We start from the raw sequence: 14974 nt of genomic DNA, 5'->3' as shown, positions 1-14974 counted from the left end.
GCAGCCCCGGCATCACGGGGACACCGGAGACGGGGGCGGCCACTCTGCAAGCGATCGCTCAGGCTTTCTGCCGGGCGTTGGTGGGGTCCCAGACCGGGTCGCCATGACGGGTAAACGCACAGCGCTGCCCCAGGATGACAACCTCCAACCCCTCTGCAGCACCGGGATCGATATAGGCAAAGGCAAGGCTTTTGCCCGTCGCATGGCCATAGCCGCCCGAGGTGCAGACCCCGACCACCTTACCGCCCAGCATCACCGCCTCGCCGCCGTAGATGTCGCAATTACTTGCCGCGACCTCTCCGTAAACCAGCGTGGTGGCAACGCCCTTTTCGCGCACCGCCTCGGTGGCATCGCGGCCGGTGAACGCGCCCTTGTTCGGGGCGTAAAACCGGGTGCAATCGGCCTCGATCAGGGTGATCTCGTTGGTCAGCTCGGCGCCGAACCCGCGATAGGCTTTCTCCATCCGCAGCGAATTGACCGCATGGGCGCCGAAATCGGCGATACCGTGCGACACGCCTTCGGCCCAGATCGCATCGTAAAGCGTCTCCAGATCGCCCATCGGCGCATGCAGCTCCCAGCCCAACTCGCCGACATAGCTCACCCGCAGCGCCCGCACCGGGATGCCCGCGATGGTGATTTCCTGCCCGGACAGCCAGCGGAAAGAGGCGTTCGACAGATCGGCACTGCTCAGCGGTTGCAGAACCTCGCGGGCCTTGGGGCCGGCCACGACAAGAAGGCCGAAATCATCGGTGACATTGTCAACGGTGACATCGTCGCCCGCCACGCTCAGATGATCCAGCACCTGCAGTTCGCTGCCCGCACCTGACAGGATATAGAACCGATCCTCCGCCAACCGGGTGATGGTCCATTCCCCCTCGATCCGGCCGCCCTCGGACAGCACATGGGTCAGGGTGATGCCGCATGCTTTCCGGGCCAGCTTGTTGGCGGTCAGCCGATCCAGCAGCGCCTCGGCGCCAGGGCCGGAGACATCGAACTTGGCAAAACTCGACAGATCCATGATGCCGACACGCTCGCGCACCGCGCGGCACTCCGCGGCCACGATGTCAAAGACGTTGTTGCGGCTGTATCGCAGATCCTCGACGAAGCCCTCTGGCGCAAAGTATTTCGGACGCTCCCAGCCAAAGACCTGGGTATAGGCGGCCCCCTTGGCCTTGAGCGGCTCATACAGCGGCGTAATGCGGGTTTGGCGCCCTGCCCCCGCCTCGCGCCCCGGCAGCGGGGTCACGAACATCTCGTGATAATCCTCGAAGCTTTTGGCGCGGGTATAGTCCTGATCGGCATAGCGGCCAAAGCGGCGCGGGTCGACACAGCCCATGTTGATCTCGGCCTCGCCATGCACCATCCACTGCGCCAGATATTTGCCGCACCCGCCCCCTTGCGCGATGCCGATGGACGACCCGCAGCACTGCCAGAAATTGCGCAGCCCCGGCGCCGGTCCAACCAGCGGATTGCCGTCGGGCGAATGCGGAATGGCCCCGTTGATGACGCGCTTAATCCCGGCATTGGCAAAGATCGGCATCCGCTCGAACGCCTGTTCAAGCCATGGCGCGATACGGTCGATATCACCATCGAACAGCTCGTTCTCGCTGTCCCATTTGGGAAAGCCACCGCGATTGTCCCAGGCTTCCTTGGCGCCATAGTGCTCATAAACGCCGATCAGCCCCGATTTCTGCTCTTGCCGGTAATAGCCCGAGGTTGCCGGGTCGCGCATTACTGGCAGTTCGGTGTCGCTGGCGGTGAATTCCGGCAGTGCCTCGGTGACAAGATAATGATGTTCCATATTGGTGATCGGCGTGTCGACCCCCACCCAAAGCCCCACCTCGCGGGCATAGCAGCCACCGGCGTTGACCACATGTTCACAGGTAATGCTGCCCTGTTCGGTCATCACCTCGAATTCGCCCGAGGGCCGTTGTTTGATGTCCAGCACCCGGTTGTGGCGAATGATCGTTGCGCCCATCTGGCGCGCGCCGGCGGCCATGGCGTTGCAGGCGCTGGAGGGGTCCACGTGGCCATCCATCGTGGTATAGGCCCCGGCTACAACACCGTCGGTTTCCAGCCAGGGGTTCAGCTCCTTGATCCGCTCCGGGCCGATCACCTCCATGTGGAACCCGATATTGGCCGCGAACCCGGCCACATAGTTGAACCATTCCACCTCTTCCGGGGTGGTGGCCAGCCGAATGCCGCCACAGCCGTGCCAGCCGGCGGGCTGGCCGGTGATCTCTTCCAGGCGCGGGTAAAGCGTATTGGAATAATGGTGAATCTTGGCCATGTTGTAGTTGCCGATGAAGCTGGGGCACTGCCCCGCCGCGTGCCAGGTCGATCCGCTGGTCAGCTCGCCCTTTTCGATCAGCACGACATCGCGCCAGCCCTCTTCGGCCAGGTGATAGGCCAGGCCAACACCCATCATGCCACCGCCGACGATCACCACTTTCGCTTGAGATTGCATCGTTTGCCCTGTCCTTTCCTGTCGGGCGCTACCAGACGCCGTTGCCCGGGCGCATCCGCGCGGCGGGCAGAATGATGTTGAAATTGTCGCGAAGCTGACGATCAATCGCCGGGTCGATATGCGTCGGATAATGTTCGCCCAGCACGGTTTGCACGGTGCCGCGCGCCACCTCGCGGGCATCGCGCGCGCCGGTCTCTTCCCAGACGCTGATACTGCGGCGGTCGGCGATTGCGGGATACAGGTAATCCGTTTTCATACGGCTGAAGGTTTGCGGATGGCCAAGGTAATGCCCTTCGCCCAGCACCACATCGCGGATCACGTCAAAGCTGAGCGCATCTTCCGTCACCTCCACCCCCTTCACCGTGCGCAGGATTGCACCCAGCAAATCATTGTCAAGAACATAGCTTTCGAAACAGGTTCCCATCAGCGACCCGTGCATGCCCGCACATTCGTGGATCATCGAAGCCCCGGCATGGGCGGCAAGCGCCACCGTATAGCCTTTTTCACCACCAGCCTGCATGTCGGGCAGCTTGCTGTCGGTCATCCCCGCAGGCACCGAATTGGGCAGATCATAGAACCCCGCCATCTGGGCGCAGGCCGCCGACAACAGCGCCTGCTCGCCCGAGCCACCAGACATCGCGCCGGTGCGCAGATCGCTGACAAAGGGCCAGGTGGCAAAGATCCCCCGGCACATCGGGTCTATGATGTTGCACAGGACCAGCCCCGCCAGAACCTCGGCACAGGCCTGCGCGACGGAGCCCGCCAGCGCTGCCGGTGCCGTGGCCCCGGCCTGACCCGCAGCCACCAGCAGGATCGGCAGGCCCGCCTCAACGGCGGCCTCCAGCGCGGCGCAACTTTCGGTGGCAAAGCGCATCGGCGGCACCACATGACAACAGACCGCGGTGCAAAAGGGTCGTTGGCGGAATTTCCCCTCGCCCCCGGCCACCGCATCCAGCATCGGGATCACGGCCTTGACGCTGGCGCTGTCCGTATAACTGATGGCGATGGATTTCGTCGTTCCGGACAGGCAGGCATAGGTGGTGTTGATATCGAGATCCAGAATGGTCTCGGCATCGCGCGCCACGACCGAGCGGTGATACCAGTGGATATTGTCCATCCGGTCCACCAGCCGGGCAATGTCATACAGATCCGACACCGTGCTTTCGCGGTATCTCCCGCTGTGAAAATCCATGATGGTCGGGGCCGCCCCGCCGGTGCCGGTATGCACGCGCCCGCCGCCGATTTCGATGTCATGGGCGGGGTCAATGCCATGCAGGGTGAATTTGCGCCGGGTGCGGGCGATCACATCCTCGACCAGCGCGCGTGGAAACCGCAGCCGGCCCGTGTCGTCCACCCAGCATCCCGCCTCGATCGCGCGGGCCTCAAGGCTCGGGGTGATCTGGCTGAGCCCCAGATCCTCCAGCAGTTGCAGCACAAGCGCATGAATACGCTCGACCTCGGGCTGGGTCAGAGGCTTGTACCCACCCCCCAACATGCCCGGTCTGACAGGTGAGACCAGAGGCACGGCATTTGCAATGCCTCGACTGCGACGGCTTGTTCTTCGCGCGGTGGATACGGTCATGTCGGACCTCGCCTGGTTTTTCAAGCTCACTGTGGCAGCACCGAAAACCCGCGTTCAAACGATCATTGTGAATGTGTCGCATTCCCCCAGATCATGCCAATTCCGCACCCGTTCCGATTTCCTCCATGATCCATTGGAAAAAATCGCCGATCGCCGGGTTGGACATGCGCTCTACCAGCGCACCAACGTAATAGTTGCTGCGGGTCTCCAACGGCAAACCGACCGGACAGACAAGACGCCCGTCCGCCAGCATCTCGTCGGTGATATAGCTCCACCCCAACGCCACACCGCGCCCGGCCTCGGCCCCCTGCAGCACCATCGGGTAGCTGTTGAGACGGATGCCCCGGCGCTCAGGTTCTCCCCTGACGCCCTGATGCGCCAGCCAGACCCGCCAGTCGACCGCCCCCCAGATCGTGCCGCCGCCCTCCAAATGCAAAAGCGTCTGGCCCAGAGCATCGCTTGGGCGCTGCAACTCGGGGTGATCGCGCAGATAGCCAGGGCTGCACACCGGATAGACCCGCTCTCCGAACAACAGCCGGGCCTCGACACCATCCCAGATCCCGTCGCCATACAGGACGGCAATATCGGTATCGCCCTTGTGCAGATCCACCTTCTGATCCGTGGCCAGAACGCGCAGATCAATCTCCGGGCGGCGCTCGGAAAAGCGCTCCAGACGGGGCATCAGCCAGTAATAGGAAAAGGCAACCGAGGCCGCGACCGTGATCTGCGGCGCCTCGGTCACCGCGCGCAAATCCCCGACACAGCGCGAAATCTCGTCCAGCCCACGGGTGACCGCGTCAAACAGCCGACGCCCCGCACGGGTGAGTTCGATCGCGCGGTGTTTGCGATGAAACAGAGACTGACCAAGATCCGCTTCCAAGGCCCTGATCTGGCGACTGACGGCACTTTGAGTCAGGCAAAGTTCGTCTGCGGCCGCGGTAAAACTCATCCTCCGAGAGACCGCTTCGAAGGTATGCAACTGCGACAGGGCTGGCAGGGGGTATTTGCGCAAATGACAATTCCTCACGAGAGGGGCTTGCCAATTCAGTATACAAGGTGATGTGAAAATCCATGAATAATTGCCTCCGCACCGGTTTCCCCATGGCAATTGGCGGCGCGCAAAGCGCCCGAAACCGGCCCCGTGTCGACGGCAAAACTGTCACAAAGCTGCACCGTTCAGGGATGGGCGTCCTCGCGCACGTCCCCAGTGGCCTTTTCGCAGATACCGTAATAGTCTCATTTTGAGACTATCACCGCGTCAGACGATCGGAACGCGCAAGACAATCCTTGCCGCCCACGATATGGTTCACACGAGAGGTCTGAGCAGGCAGCCTTTTGTCCCCATGTGATCAGTTCCCCCGGGCATGTCGGCCCCCAGACAACTAAATGCAGGTAAAGAAGAAATGGGAAAACCGAACACAACACCCTATCCCGACCTTGCGAACCCGGATTATGTCAACCGATCGCTGGCCATCGCCTGCACCCGAGGGCGCGAGGCCGTGGTCGTCCGGTTTCGCGACATCTTCCATCGTCAGGATTTTTCAGAACAGCAGTGGCGGGTGCTTCGCATTCTGTTCGATCAGGGCGCGATGACCGCGACCGATATCTGCAAACAATCCTGCATCCACAAAGTCTCGATGTCCCGCATTCTCAAGTCTCTGGAAAAACGTGATTTTGTCGAGCGCAGCACAAGCGAATGCGACAACCGGTCCGCTCTTGTCCAACTGACACAGCAGGGGGTCGAATTGCTTGATCCTCTAGTGGAAGAGGCCGCCGTCATCCACCGCGAGATCACCCGCGAATTCGGCCCTGAGAAATATCAACTGCTTCTGACGCTGCTGCGGGAATTGGCGGAGATCAACGAAACACCCCGCACCCCGGAGTGATCGCTTTGGCGCCGTTTTGGTACTGTTTTGGCACCGCTTTTGTGCCGCCGGGGCCGATTCAGGTGCTGTAATCGTCGATCAGGGGGCTCGGTTTTGCGAATTGTTCAAGATCGGCAAGATTGGTGATGCGCACCTGCGCCCCGTCGATTTCAACCCCATAGGGGCGCAACGCCTTGATCGCGCGCGACAGGTTTTCCGGTGTCATCCCAAGAAATGAGGCAAGGCGGCGCTTTTCAAGCAGCAGGTCGAATTCCAGCGCACCACCGGCACGCCGATGGCTGCGCAACAGGTAATTGGCCAGCCGTTCGATCGAGGTCCGCAGCTTGAGGTTCTTGGAGATCTTGATGACGGATCGGTAGCATTGCGCTAGTTCACTCACCACGGCCCGGGCGAAATCATTGTCGCGCTCGAACACGGCGCGCACATCCATCGACGGCAACAGGATGATGCGCGACTTTTCACAGGTGCGCGCCGACATCAAATAGGGCGCATCCCGGATCGTCGCCGCCAGGATAAAGGTCGAGATCGGCCGGACCGTCGCCATCGAGGTTTCGCGATCATTCCACGTCGAGAAAAGTTCAACGCTGCCTGACAGCACGATATGCAGAAAATCCGGTTGATCACCCTCGGTGGTCAGAACCACCTGCGGTGGAAAGGTCTGGACATAGCCCCCCCGGATCAAATCGTTGAAATTCTCCTCCGACATGTTGCGGAACAGATCCAAGGGTCGAATCTCGGGGATATCCTCGGGTCTCATGTCGCCTCCAGGTTGATCGCTATGACTTTGGTAGGTTTCTCACTTGATGATTGTCAAGCGTCGCTCCGATTGGCCCCCTCTCCCGGATCCACATGTTTTCCTGTCGTGACAGACGCAAGTGGTCCGGATGTTTATTTCAGGTCGGCGCGCATCGTTTCTTGATCTGAATCAACCGTCTCCTGCTCCATCTCCCTCTTTCTGGGCCGTGAAATGCAATGCGTAACCCACCAAGACCCCAGGAGGGACACTCGATGAATACGCTTGAAGGCGTAGCTCGCGCGGACCAACACCGCGCCCTTGGCCTGAGTACAATTTCCTTTACCGCCTGTTTCGCGGTCTGGACGATTTTTTCCATTATCGGCATCGCCATCAAGGACGAGCTTGGCCTGTCCGAGGCGCAGTTCGGCATTCTTGTCGCAACACCGATCCTGACCGGGTCGATCACCCGCCTCTTCCTCGGCGTCTGGACCGAGAAGTACGGCGGGCGGCTGGTCTTTTCGGCGCAGATGATCCTGACCGCGCTGGCCACATGGGCGCTGACGCTGGCCGACAGCTATACCACCTATCTGATCGCAGCGCTCGGCATCGGCCTTGCGGGCGGGTCGTTCATCATCGGCGTCGCCTATGTCTCGCGCTGGTACGACGCCGGGCATCAGGGCACCGCGCTGGGAATCTTTGGCGCCGGCAACGTCGGCGCGGCGGTGACGAAATTCGTCGCCCCCTTTGTCATGGTGGCCTATGGCTGGCACGGCGTCGCCTATGTCTGGGCCGCAGGGCTGGCGATCATCGGCGTGATCTTCTTTCTGTTCGCCAAGGATGATCCGGAACTGGTCGACCGTCGCAAACGGGGCGTGCGCGCGCCCTCCATGGCCGAGCAATTCGCCCCGCTGCGCAACCTGCAGGTCTGGCGCTTTTCGCTCTATTACTTTCTGGTGTTCGGCGCCTTTGTGGCGCTGGCGCTCTGGCTGCCGCACTACATGATCGACGTCTACAGCCTCGACGTCAAATCGGCAGGGATGGCTGCGGCGGTGTTCAGTCTCTCGGCAAGCCTGTTCCGCGCCTATGGCGGCCACCTGTCCGACAAGTTCGGCGCGCGGGCGGTCATGTACTGGACCTTCGGCTTTTCGATGATCCTGCTGTTCATGCTGTCCTATCCGCCGACCGACTATGTGATTCAGGGCAAGAACGGCCCGATCGCCTTTTCGACGTCGATGGGGCTTTGGCCCTTCATCGCGGTGCTTTTCGCGCTTGGCTTCTTCATGAGCCTCGGCAAAGCAGCGGTGTTCAAGCACATCCCGGTCTATTATCCCAACCATGTCGGCGCGGTCGGCGGTCTTGTCGGCATGATCGGCGGCTTGGGCGGCTTTATCCTTCCCATCGGGTTCGGGGCGCTGCTTGACCTTACGGGCGTCTATACCTCGTGCTTTGCGCTTTTGTTCACACTGGTCGCCGTCGCGCTGGGGTGGATGCACCTTTCGATCCGCGCAATGGAACGCAGTGCGCAGGGCGAGGCGCTCGACAGACTGCCTGCGCTGCCCGAAATGCAGGACATCCACGATCCAGAGCGCACGGTCATGCCGCGCGTTCTGGACGACTGGCGCCCCGAAGATGCGAGTTTCTGGGAGGATCAGGGCCGTCGCATCGCCAAGCGCAACCTCTGGATCTCGATCCCGGCGCTGTTGCTGGCCTTCTCGGTGTGGATGGTCTGGTCGATGGTGGTGGCACGGCTTCCTGCCATCGGGTTCGACTTTTCCACCGGCCAACTGTTCTGGCTGGCGGCACTGCCGGGGCTGTCAGGTGCAACCCTGCGGATCTTCTACAGCTTCATGGTGCCGATCTTCGGCGGGCGGCTTTGGACCACGCTTTCGACCGTGTCGCTGCTGCTGCCGGCGATGGGGATCGGCTATGCGGTGCAGAACCCTGAAACGCCTTATCTGATCTTTCTGGCGCTGGCGCTGCTCTGCGGGTTCGGGGGCGGCAACTTTGCCTCCTCGATGGCCAATATCGCCTATTTCTTCCCAAAGGCGGAAAAGGGCAACGCGCTGGCGCTGAACGCCGGTCTTGGCAACCTTGGTGTCTCGGTCATGCAGTTTCTGGTGCCGATCGTCGTCACCGCCGGCGTGTTCGGCGCAATGGGCGGCGCACCGCAAACCCTGTCGGACGGCGGCCAGCTGTGGATGCAGAATGCCGGCTTTGTCTGGGTACCCTTCATCCTGATCGCCACCGCTGCGGCCTGGCTTGGCATGAACGACATCGCCGATGCGCGGGCAAGCTTTCGCGAGCAGGCCATCATCTTTACCCGCAAACACAACTGGCTGATGTGCCTGCTCTATACCGGCACCTTTGGCAGCTTCATTGGCTATTCGGCGGGCTTTCCGCTGCTGACGCGGCTGGCTTTCCCCGAGGTGAACGCGGTGCAATATGTGTTCCTCGGGCCGCTGGTCGGGGCGCTGTCGCGCGCCGGAACCGGCTGGGTCAGCGACCGCTTCGGCGGCGGGCGGGTGACGTTCTGGACCTTTGCCGCGATGATCGTGGCGGTGTTCGGGGTGATCGCCGCCCTTGGCGCGGGCAGCTTCGCGGGGTTCTTCGCCGCGTTCATGGCGCTGTTCCTGCTGACCGGCATCGGCAATGCCTCCACGTTCCAGATGATCCCCGCGATCATGGGGCGCGAAGTGCCGCGCCTGTTGCCCGATCTCGATGCCACCGCCAGCCGCAAGCAGGCCGAGCGCGAGAGTGCGGCGATCATCGCCTTTACCAGCGCAATCGCGGCCTATGGTGCCTTTTTCATCCCCAAGGCCTACGGCACCTCGATCGCCATGACGGGGTCTCCGGTGGGCGCGCTCTGGGCCTTCCTGGTGTTCTACGTGATCTGCCTGATGGTCACCTGGGCCTATTACACCCGGCGCGGCGGCCTGCTGCACAACCTTGAACGCGGCGGGGCGTCCCCGACGCCCGCGCCCAGCGCCACCGCATAAGCTGATACAGGGCCGGCGGCGCAGCCGCTGCCGGTCTGACGAAAACTGAAAGGACAGCCAAATGAGCCACCTCCTCGACAGACTGAATTTCCTCCAATCCAAGGAGCTGGACCAGTTTTCCAATGGTCACGGACAGCTCACCCGTGAAAGCCGGGACTGGGAAGACACCTATAGAAACCGCTGGCGCCACGACAAGATCGTGCGCTCGACCCACGGGGTAAACTGCACCGGCTCGTGCAGCTGGAAGATCTATGTGAAATCCGGAATCGTCACCTGGGAAACCCAGCAGACCGATTATCCGCGCACCCGTCCCGGCCTGCCCAACCACGAACCGCGCGGCTGTGCCCGCGGCGCCAGCTACAGCTGGTATCTCTACAGCGCCAACCGGGTGAAGAACCCGCTGATCCGTGGCAAGCTGATGAAGATCTGGCGCGAGATGCGCAAAACGATGGACCCGATCGCAGCCTGGACCAAGCTGCAAGGCGACCCGATCCTGCGCGCCAGCTATGTCACCTCTCGCGGCAAGGGCGGGTTCGTGCGCGCAACCTGGGATGAGGCGACCGAGATCACGGCGGCGGCCAATGCCTATACCGCCAAGACCTATGGCCCTGACCGGGTGTTCGGGTTTTCGCCGATCCCGGCGATGTCGATGATCAGCTATGCCGCTGGCACACGCTACCTCAGCCTGTTGGGCGGCACCTGCATGTCGTTCTACGACTGGTATTGCGATCTGCCCCCGGCAAGCCCGCAAACCTGGGGCGAACAGACCGACGTGCCGGAATCGGCCGATTGGTTCAATGCCGGTTTCCTGCTGATCTGGGGCTCCAACGTGCCACAGACCCGCACCCCGGATGCGCATTTCTATACCGAGGCGCGCTATCGCGGCACCAAGTCGGCGGTGATCTGCCCCGACTATTCCGAGGCGGCAAAATTCGGCGATGTCTGGCTGGCCCCGCAGCAAGGCACCGATGCGGCGCTGGCGCTGGCCATGGGCCACGTGATCCTGCGCGAATTCCACCTCGACCGGCAGGCCGAGTATTTCGAGGACTATTGCCGCAAATACAGCGACATGCCGATGCTGGTGCGGATGGAGGAAAAGGATGGCCGGCTGGTGCCGGGCCGGTTCCTGCGCGCCGATGATTTCGACGGCAGGCTGGGCGAGGACAGCAACCCGGAATGGAAGACCATCGCCTTTGACTCCAAGACCGCCAGCTTTGTCGCCCCCAACGGCTCGGTTGGTTTCCGCTGGGGCGGAGACGGCGACTGGAACCTGGAACAGCGCGCGAAAAATGCCGAGACCGCTCTCAGAATGTCGCTGATCCTCGACGAGGATCACGACGATGTGGTTGGCGTCGATTTCCCCTATTTCGGCGGCGTCGCGACCGAGAATTTCGTCAAATGCGACCACCCCGACGTGCTGACCCGCAACATCCCGGTCAAGACAGTGAAGCTGGCCGACGGAGAGGCCCGCGTCGCCACCGTCTTTGACCTGTTGTGCGCCAACTACGGGCTTGACCGTGGGCTGGGCGGCGACTGGGTCACCTCGGGTTACGAAGCCGACATGCCCTATACCCCGAAATGGGCCGAGAAAATCACCAGCGTTCCGGCGGAAAAGATCATCACCGTGGCGCGCGAATTCGCGCTGAACGCCGAAAAGACCAACGGCAAGTCGATGGTGATCCTCGGGGCCGGGCTGAACCACTGGTATCACATGGACATGAGCTATCGCGGCATCATCAACATGCTGGTGATGTGCGGCTGCGTCGGCCAGTCCGGCGGCGGTTGGAGCCACTATGTCGGTCAGGAAAAACTTCGCCCGCAAACAGGTTGGCAACCGCTGGCCTTTGCGCTCGACTGGGGCCGCCCGCCCCGGCAGGTGAACGGGACCAGCTCCTGGTACGCCCATACCGATCAGTGGCGCTATGAGACGCTGACAGCGGATGAGCTGCTTTCCCCCACCGCGCCCGCAGGCGACTGGGACATCTCGATGATCGACTACAACATCCGGGCCGAGCGCATGGGCTGGCTGCCCTCGGCGCCGCAGCTCAAGCAGAACCCGCTTGAGGTGGCCAAAGCCGCGAAAGAGGCCGGGCACGAGCCCTGCGACTATATCGCCAAGGGGCTGAAATCCGGTGATCTGGAGATGTCCTGTACCGACCCGGACGCGCCCGAGAACTGGCCGCGCAACCTGTTCGTGTGGCGCTCCAACCTGTTGGGCAGCTCGGGCAAGGGGCATGAATATTTCCTCAAACACCTGCTGGGCACCGACAACGGCGTGATGGGTAAGGATCTGGGCGAGGAAGGCCGGCAAAAGCCGAAAGAGGCGGTCTGGCGCGACGAGGCGCCCAAGGGCAAGCTTGACCTGCTGGTGACGATCGACTTTCGCATGTCCACCACGGCGGTCTATTCCGACATCGTGCTGCCAACCGCGTCATGGTACGAAAAGAACGATCTCAACACCTCGGACATGCACCCGTTCATCCACCCGCTTCAGGCGGCCGTGGACCCGGCCTATGAAAGCAAATCCGACTGGGAGATCTTCAAGGCGATCGCCAAGAAGTTTCAAGAGATCGTGCCGGGCTATCTCGGGCAGGAAACCGATGTGGTGGCCCTGCCGATCCTGCACGACACCCCGGCCGAGATCGCGCAGGATCAGGTGCGCGACTGGAAGAAAGGCGAATGCGATCTGATCCCGGGCAAGACCGCGCCGAACTATATCACGGTCGAGCGGGACTATACCGCGATCTATGACCGGTTCACCGCGCTGGGGCCGCTGATGGATGACATCGGCAACGGCGGCAAGGGCATCGCCTGGGACACCAAGGTCGAGGTCCAGAACCTGCGCGACCTCAACGGTGTGCAACTCGACGGGACGGCCAAGGGACAAGCACGGATCGACACTGACATCGACGCCACCGAGGTGGTGCTGATGCTCGCCCCCGAAACCAACGGCGAGGTGGCCGTAAAGGCGTGGAAAGAGCTGAGCAAGGCAACAGGGCGCGAACATGCGCATCTCGCTGAGGGGCAGGAACACGTCAAGATCCGCTTCCGCGATATCGCCGCCCAGCCGCGCAAGATCATCTCTTCGCCGACCTGGTCCGGCATCGAGAGCGAAGAGGTCTGCTATAACGCGGGCTACACCAACGTGCATGAGCTGATCCCATGGCGCACGCTGACCGGGCGGCAACAGCTCTATCAGGATCACCTGTGGATGCGCGCCTTTGGCGAAGGCTTCGTCGCCTATCGCCCGCCGGTCGATCTCAAGACCATCACCAAGGGGGTGCAGGACGCGGGCGACAGCCTGGTGCTGAACTTCATCACGCCGCACCAGAAATGGGGCATCCACTCGACCTATTCCGACAACCTGCTGATGCTGACGCTGAACCGCGGCGGGCCGGTGGTCTGGCTGTCCGAGACCGACGCCAAGAAAGCCGGGATCGCGGATAACGACTGGATCGAGGCCTATAACGTCAACGGGGCGCTGACCGCGCGTGCCGTCGTCTCGCAGCGGATCCGCGAAGGCACGGTGTTCATGTATCACGCGCAGGAAAAGATCGTGAACACCCCCGGCTCGCAAAAGACCGGGCTGCGCGGCGGCATCCACAATTCGGTCACCCGCACGGTGCTGAAACCGACCCACATGATCGGCGGCTACGCGCATCTGTCCTACGGCTTCAACTACTACGGCACCGTGGGCTCGAACCGGGACGAATTCGTCATCGTCCGGAAAATGAACAAGGTCGATTGGCTTGACGACGAAGCGACCGAGAAGGAGGCCGCACAATGAAAGTACGCGCACAAATCGGCATGGTGCTGAACCTCGACAAATGCATCGGGTGCCACACCTGTTCCGTCACCTGCAAGAACGTCTGGACCAGCCGCGACGGCGTCGAATACGCATGGTTCAACAACGTCGAGACCAAGCCCGGCATCGGCTATCCCAAGGACTGGGAGAACCAGAAACGCTGGAACGGCGGTTGGGAGCGGACCAAATCCGGCAAGCTGCAACCCAAACAGGGGTCCAAATGGCGCATCCTTGCCAATATCTTTGGCAACCCCGACCTGCCCGAGATCGACGACTATTACGAGCCGTTCGATTTCGACTACGACCACCTGAAATCCGCCCCCGAAGTCAAAGCGTTTCCGACCGCGCGGCCACGCTCGAAAATCTCGGGCGAGCGGATGCAGAAGATCGAGTACGGCCCGAACTGGGAGGAAATTCTTGGCGGCGAATTCGAGAAACGCTCAAAAGACTATAACTTCGAAGGTGTGCAGAAGGAGATCTATGGAGAGTACGAAAATACCTTCATGATGTACCTGCCGCGCCTGTGCGAGCATTGCCTCAACCCCGCCTGCGCCGCCTCCTGCCCCTCTGGCGCGATCTACAAGCGCGAAGAGGATGGCATCGTCCTGATCGATCAGGAAAAATGCCGGGGCTGGCGCATGTGCGTCTCGGGCTGCCCCTACAAAAAGGTCTATTACAACTGGGAAAGCGGCAAATCCGAGAAATGCACGCTGTGTTATCCCCGGATCGAAAGCGGCAACCCGACCGTCTGTTCGGAAACCTGCGTCGGTCGCATCCGCTATCTTGGCGTGATGCTCTATGATGCGGACAAGATCGAAAGCGCAGCCAACACGCATTCCGAAAAGGACCTCTACGACGCGCAACTCGATGTCTTTCTCGATCCGCACGACCCGGCGGTGATCGAAGCCGCCCGCGCCGACGGCGTGCCCGAGGACTGGATCAAGGGCGCGCAGGAAAGCCCGATCTGGAAAATGGCGATGGAATGGAAGCTGGCCTTCCCGCTGCACCCGGAATACCGGACGCTGCCGATGGTGTGGTACATCCCGCCGCTCAGCCCGATCCAGAACGCCGCCGAGGCCGGCAAGATCGGCCATGACGGCGAAATGCCCGATGTGCGCAGCCTGCGCATCCCGGTGCGCTATCTGGCCAACATGCTGACCGCCGGCGACGAAGAACCCATCGTGCAGGCGCTGGAGCGGATGTCCGCGATGCGCAGCTACATGCGGGCCAAGACCGTGGATGGCGTCATCGACGAGGCGATCGCGGCACGGGTCGGCCTCAGCGGTCGGGTGATCGAGGACATGTACAAGATCCTCGCGCTGGCCGATTACGAGGATCGTTTCGTGATCCCCACCACCCACCGCGAACAGGTGGAAGACGCCTATGACATGCGCGGCGGCTGCGGCTTTACCGACGGCAACGGATGCTCGACCGGTATCTCCGACGGCACGCTGTTCGGCGGAAAGCGCAAAGCCCTGAAAATGCCGGAGGCCATGAGATGA

The 14974-nt window shown here is 61.9% G+C and carries 8 protein-coding genes; 4 read left to right on the top strand and 4 right to left on the bottom strand.

All coding sequences use genetic code 11. The features are described 5' to 3' along the window. Positions 1-58: 58 nt before the first annotated feature. The 3 genes from E1B25_RS10770 to E1B25_RS10760 form a co-directional block, all read right to left on the bottom strand. Positions 59-2467 (bottom strand): FAD-dependent oxidoreductase, encoded by a 2409-nt coding sequence (locus E1B25_RS10770; RefSeq protein ID WP_132829160.1) that lies wholly within the window; start codon positions 2465-2467, stop codon positions 59-61. Positions 2468-2495: 28 nt separating this feature from the next. Further along, positions 2496-3962 carry a trimethylamine methyltransferase family protein gene (locus tag E1B25_RS10765; protein ID WP_245510683.1) on the bottom strand — a complete coding sequence of 489 codons (1467 nt, stop codon included), beginning with the start codon at positions 3960-3962 and terminating at the stop codon, positions 2496-2498. Between the two features lie 178 nt (positions 3963-4140). Beyond that, positions 4141-5061 carry a LysR substrate-binding domain-containing protein gene (locus E1B25_RS10760; RefSeq protein WP_132829156.1) on the bottom strand — a complete coding sequence of 307 codons (921 nt, stop codon included), beginning with the start codon at positions 5059-5061 and terminating at the stop codon, positions 4141-4143. 391 nt (positions 5062-5452) lie between these two features. Between E1B25_RS10760 and E1B25_RS10755 the strand changes: the two genes are divergently transcribed. After that, positions 5453-5935 (top strand): MarR family transcriptional regulator, encoded by a 483-nt coding sequence (locus E1B25_RS10755; RefSeq protein ID WP_165937599.1) that lies wholly within the window; start codon positions 5453-5455, stop codon positions 5933-5935. A gap of 58 nt (positions 5936-5993) precedes the next feature. On the opposite strand, the gene E1B25_RS10750 is transcribed toward E1B25_RS10755, so the two are convergent. Beyond that, the gene (locus E1B25_RS10750; RefSeq protein WP_132829152.1) at positions 5994-6692 is read right to left on the bottom strand and encodes a helix-turn-helix domain-containing protein; all 699 of its coding nucleotides are present in this window, start codon (positions 6690-6692) and stop codon (positions 5994-5996) included. A 251-nt stretch (positions 6693-6943) separates the two neighbouring features. On the opposite strand from E1B25_RS10750, the gene E1B25_RS10745 reads away from it, so the two are divergent. The 3 genes from E1B25_RS10745 to narH all read left to right on the top strand — a co-directional run bounded on the left by E1B25_RS10745 (position 6944) and on the right by narH (position 14974). Beyond that, positions 6944-9667 (top strand): nitrate/nitrite transporter, encoded by a 2724-nt coding sequence (locus tag E1B25_RS10745; RefSeq protein WP_132829151.1) that lies wholly within the window; start codon positions 6944-6946, stop codon positions 9665-9667. A 61-nt stretch (positions 9668-9728) separates the two neighbouring features. Next, positions 9729-13454, top strand: a complete 3726-nt coding sequence (locus tag E1B25_RS10740) for a nitrate reductase subunit alpha (protein ID WP_132829149.1) — start codon at positions 9729-9731, stop codon at positions 13452-13454. After that, positions 13451-14974 (top strand): nitrate reductase subunit beta, encoded by a 1524-nt coding sequence (gene narH / locus E1B25_RS10735; protein ID WP_132829147.1) that lies wholly within the window; start codon positions 13451-13453, stop codon positions 14972-14974. Before E1B25_RS10740 ends, narH begins: the two co-directional genes overlap by 4 nt.

The sequence above is a fragment of the Antarcticimicrobium sediminis genome, from assembly GCF_004348975.1.
Taxonomy (GTDB): domain Bacteria; phylum Pseudomonadota; class Alphaproteobacteria; order Rhodobacterales; family Rhodobacteraceae; genus Antarcticimicrobium; species Antarcticimicrobium sediminis.
Note: the sequence above shows the minus strand (reverse complement) of the source record. Positions and strands in the feature narration are given on the sequence as shown.

What these genes read in the sequence shown, in the direction of transcription:
- E1B25_RS10770 (WP_132829160.1), bottom strand. Translation starts at nt 2,467, where the DNA reads ATGCAATCTCAAGCGAAAGTGGTGATCGTCGGCGGTGGCATGATGGGT.
- E1B25_RS10765 (WP_245510683.1), bottom strand. Translation starts at nt 3,962, where the DNA reads ATGTTGGGGGGTGGGTACAAGCCTCTGACCCAGCCCGAGGTCGAGCGT.
- E1B25_RS10755 (WP_165937599.1), top strand. Translation starts at nt 5,453, where the DNA reads ATGGGAAAACCGAACACAACACCCTATCCCGACCTTGCGAACCCGGAT.
- E1B25_RS10750 (WP_132829152.1), bottom strand. Translation starts at nt 6,692, where the DNA reads ATGAGACCCGAGGATATCCCCGAGATTCGACCCTTGGATCTGTTCCGC.
- E1B25_RS10745 (WP_132829151.1), top strand. Translation starts at nt 6,944, where the DNA reads ATGAATACGCTTGAAGGCGTAGCTCGCGCGGACCAACACCGCGCCCTT.
- E1B25_RS10740 (WP_132829149.1), top strand. Translation starts at nt 9,729, where the DNA reads ATGAGCCACCTCCTCGACAGACTGAATTTCCTCCAATCCAAGGAGCTG.
- narH (WP_132829147.1), top strand. Translation starts at nt 13,451, where the DNA reads ATGAAAGTACGCGCACAAATCGGCATGGTGCTGAACCTCGACAAATGC.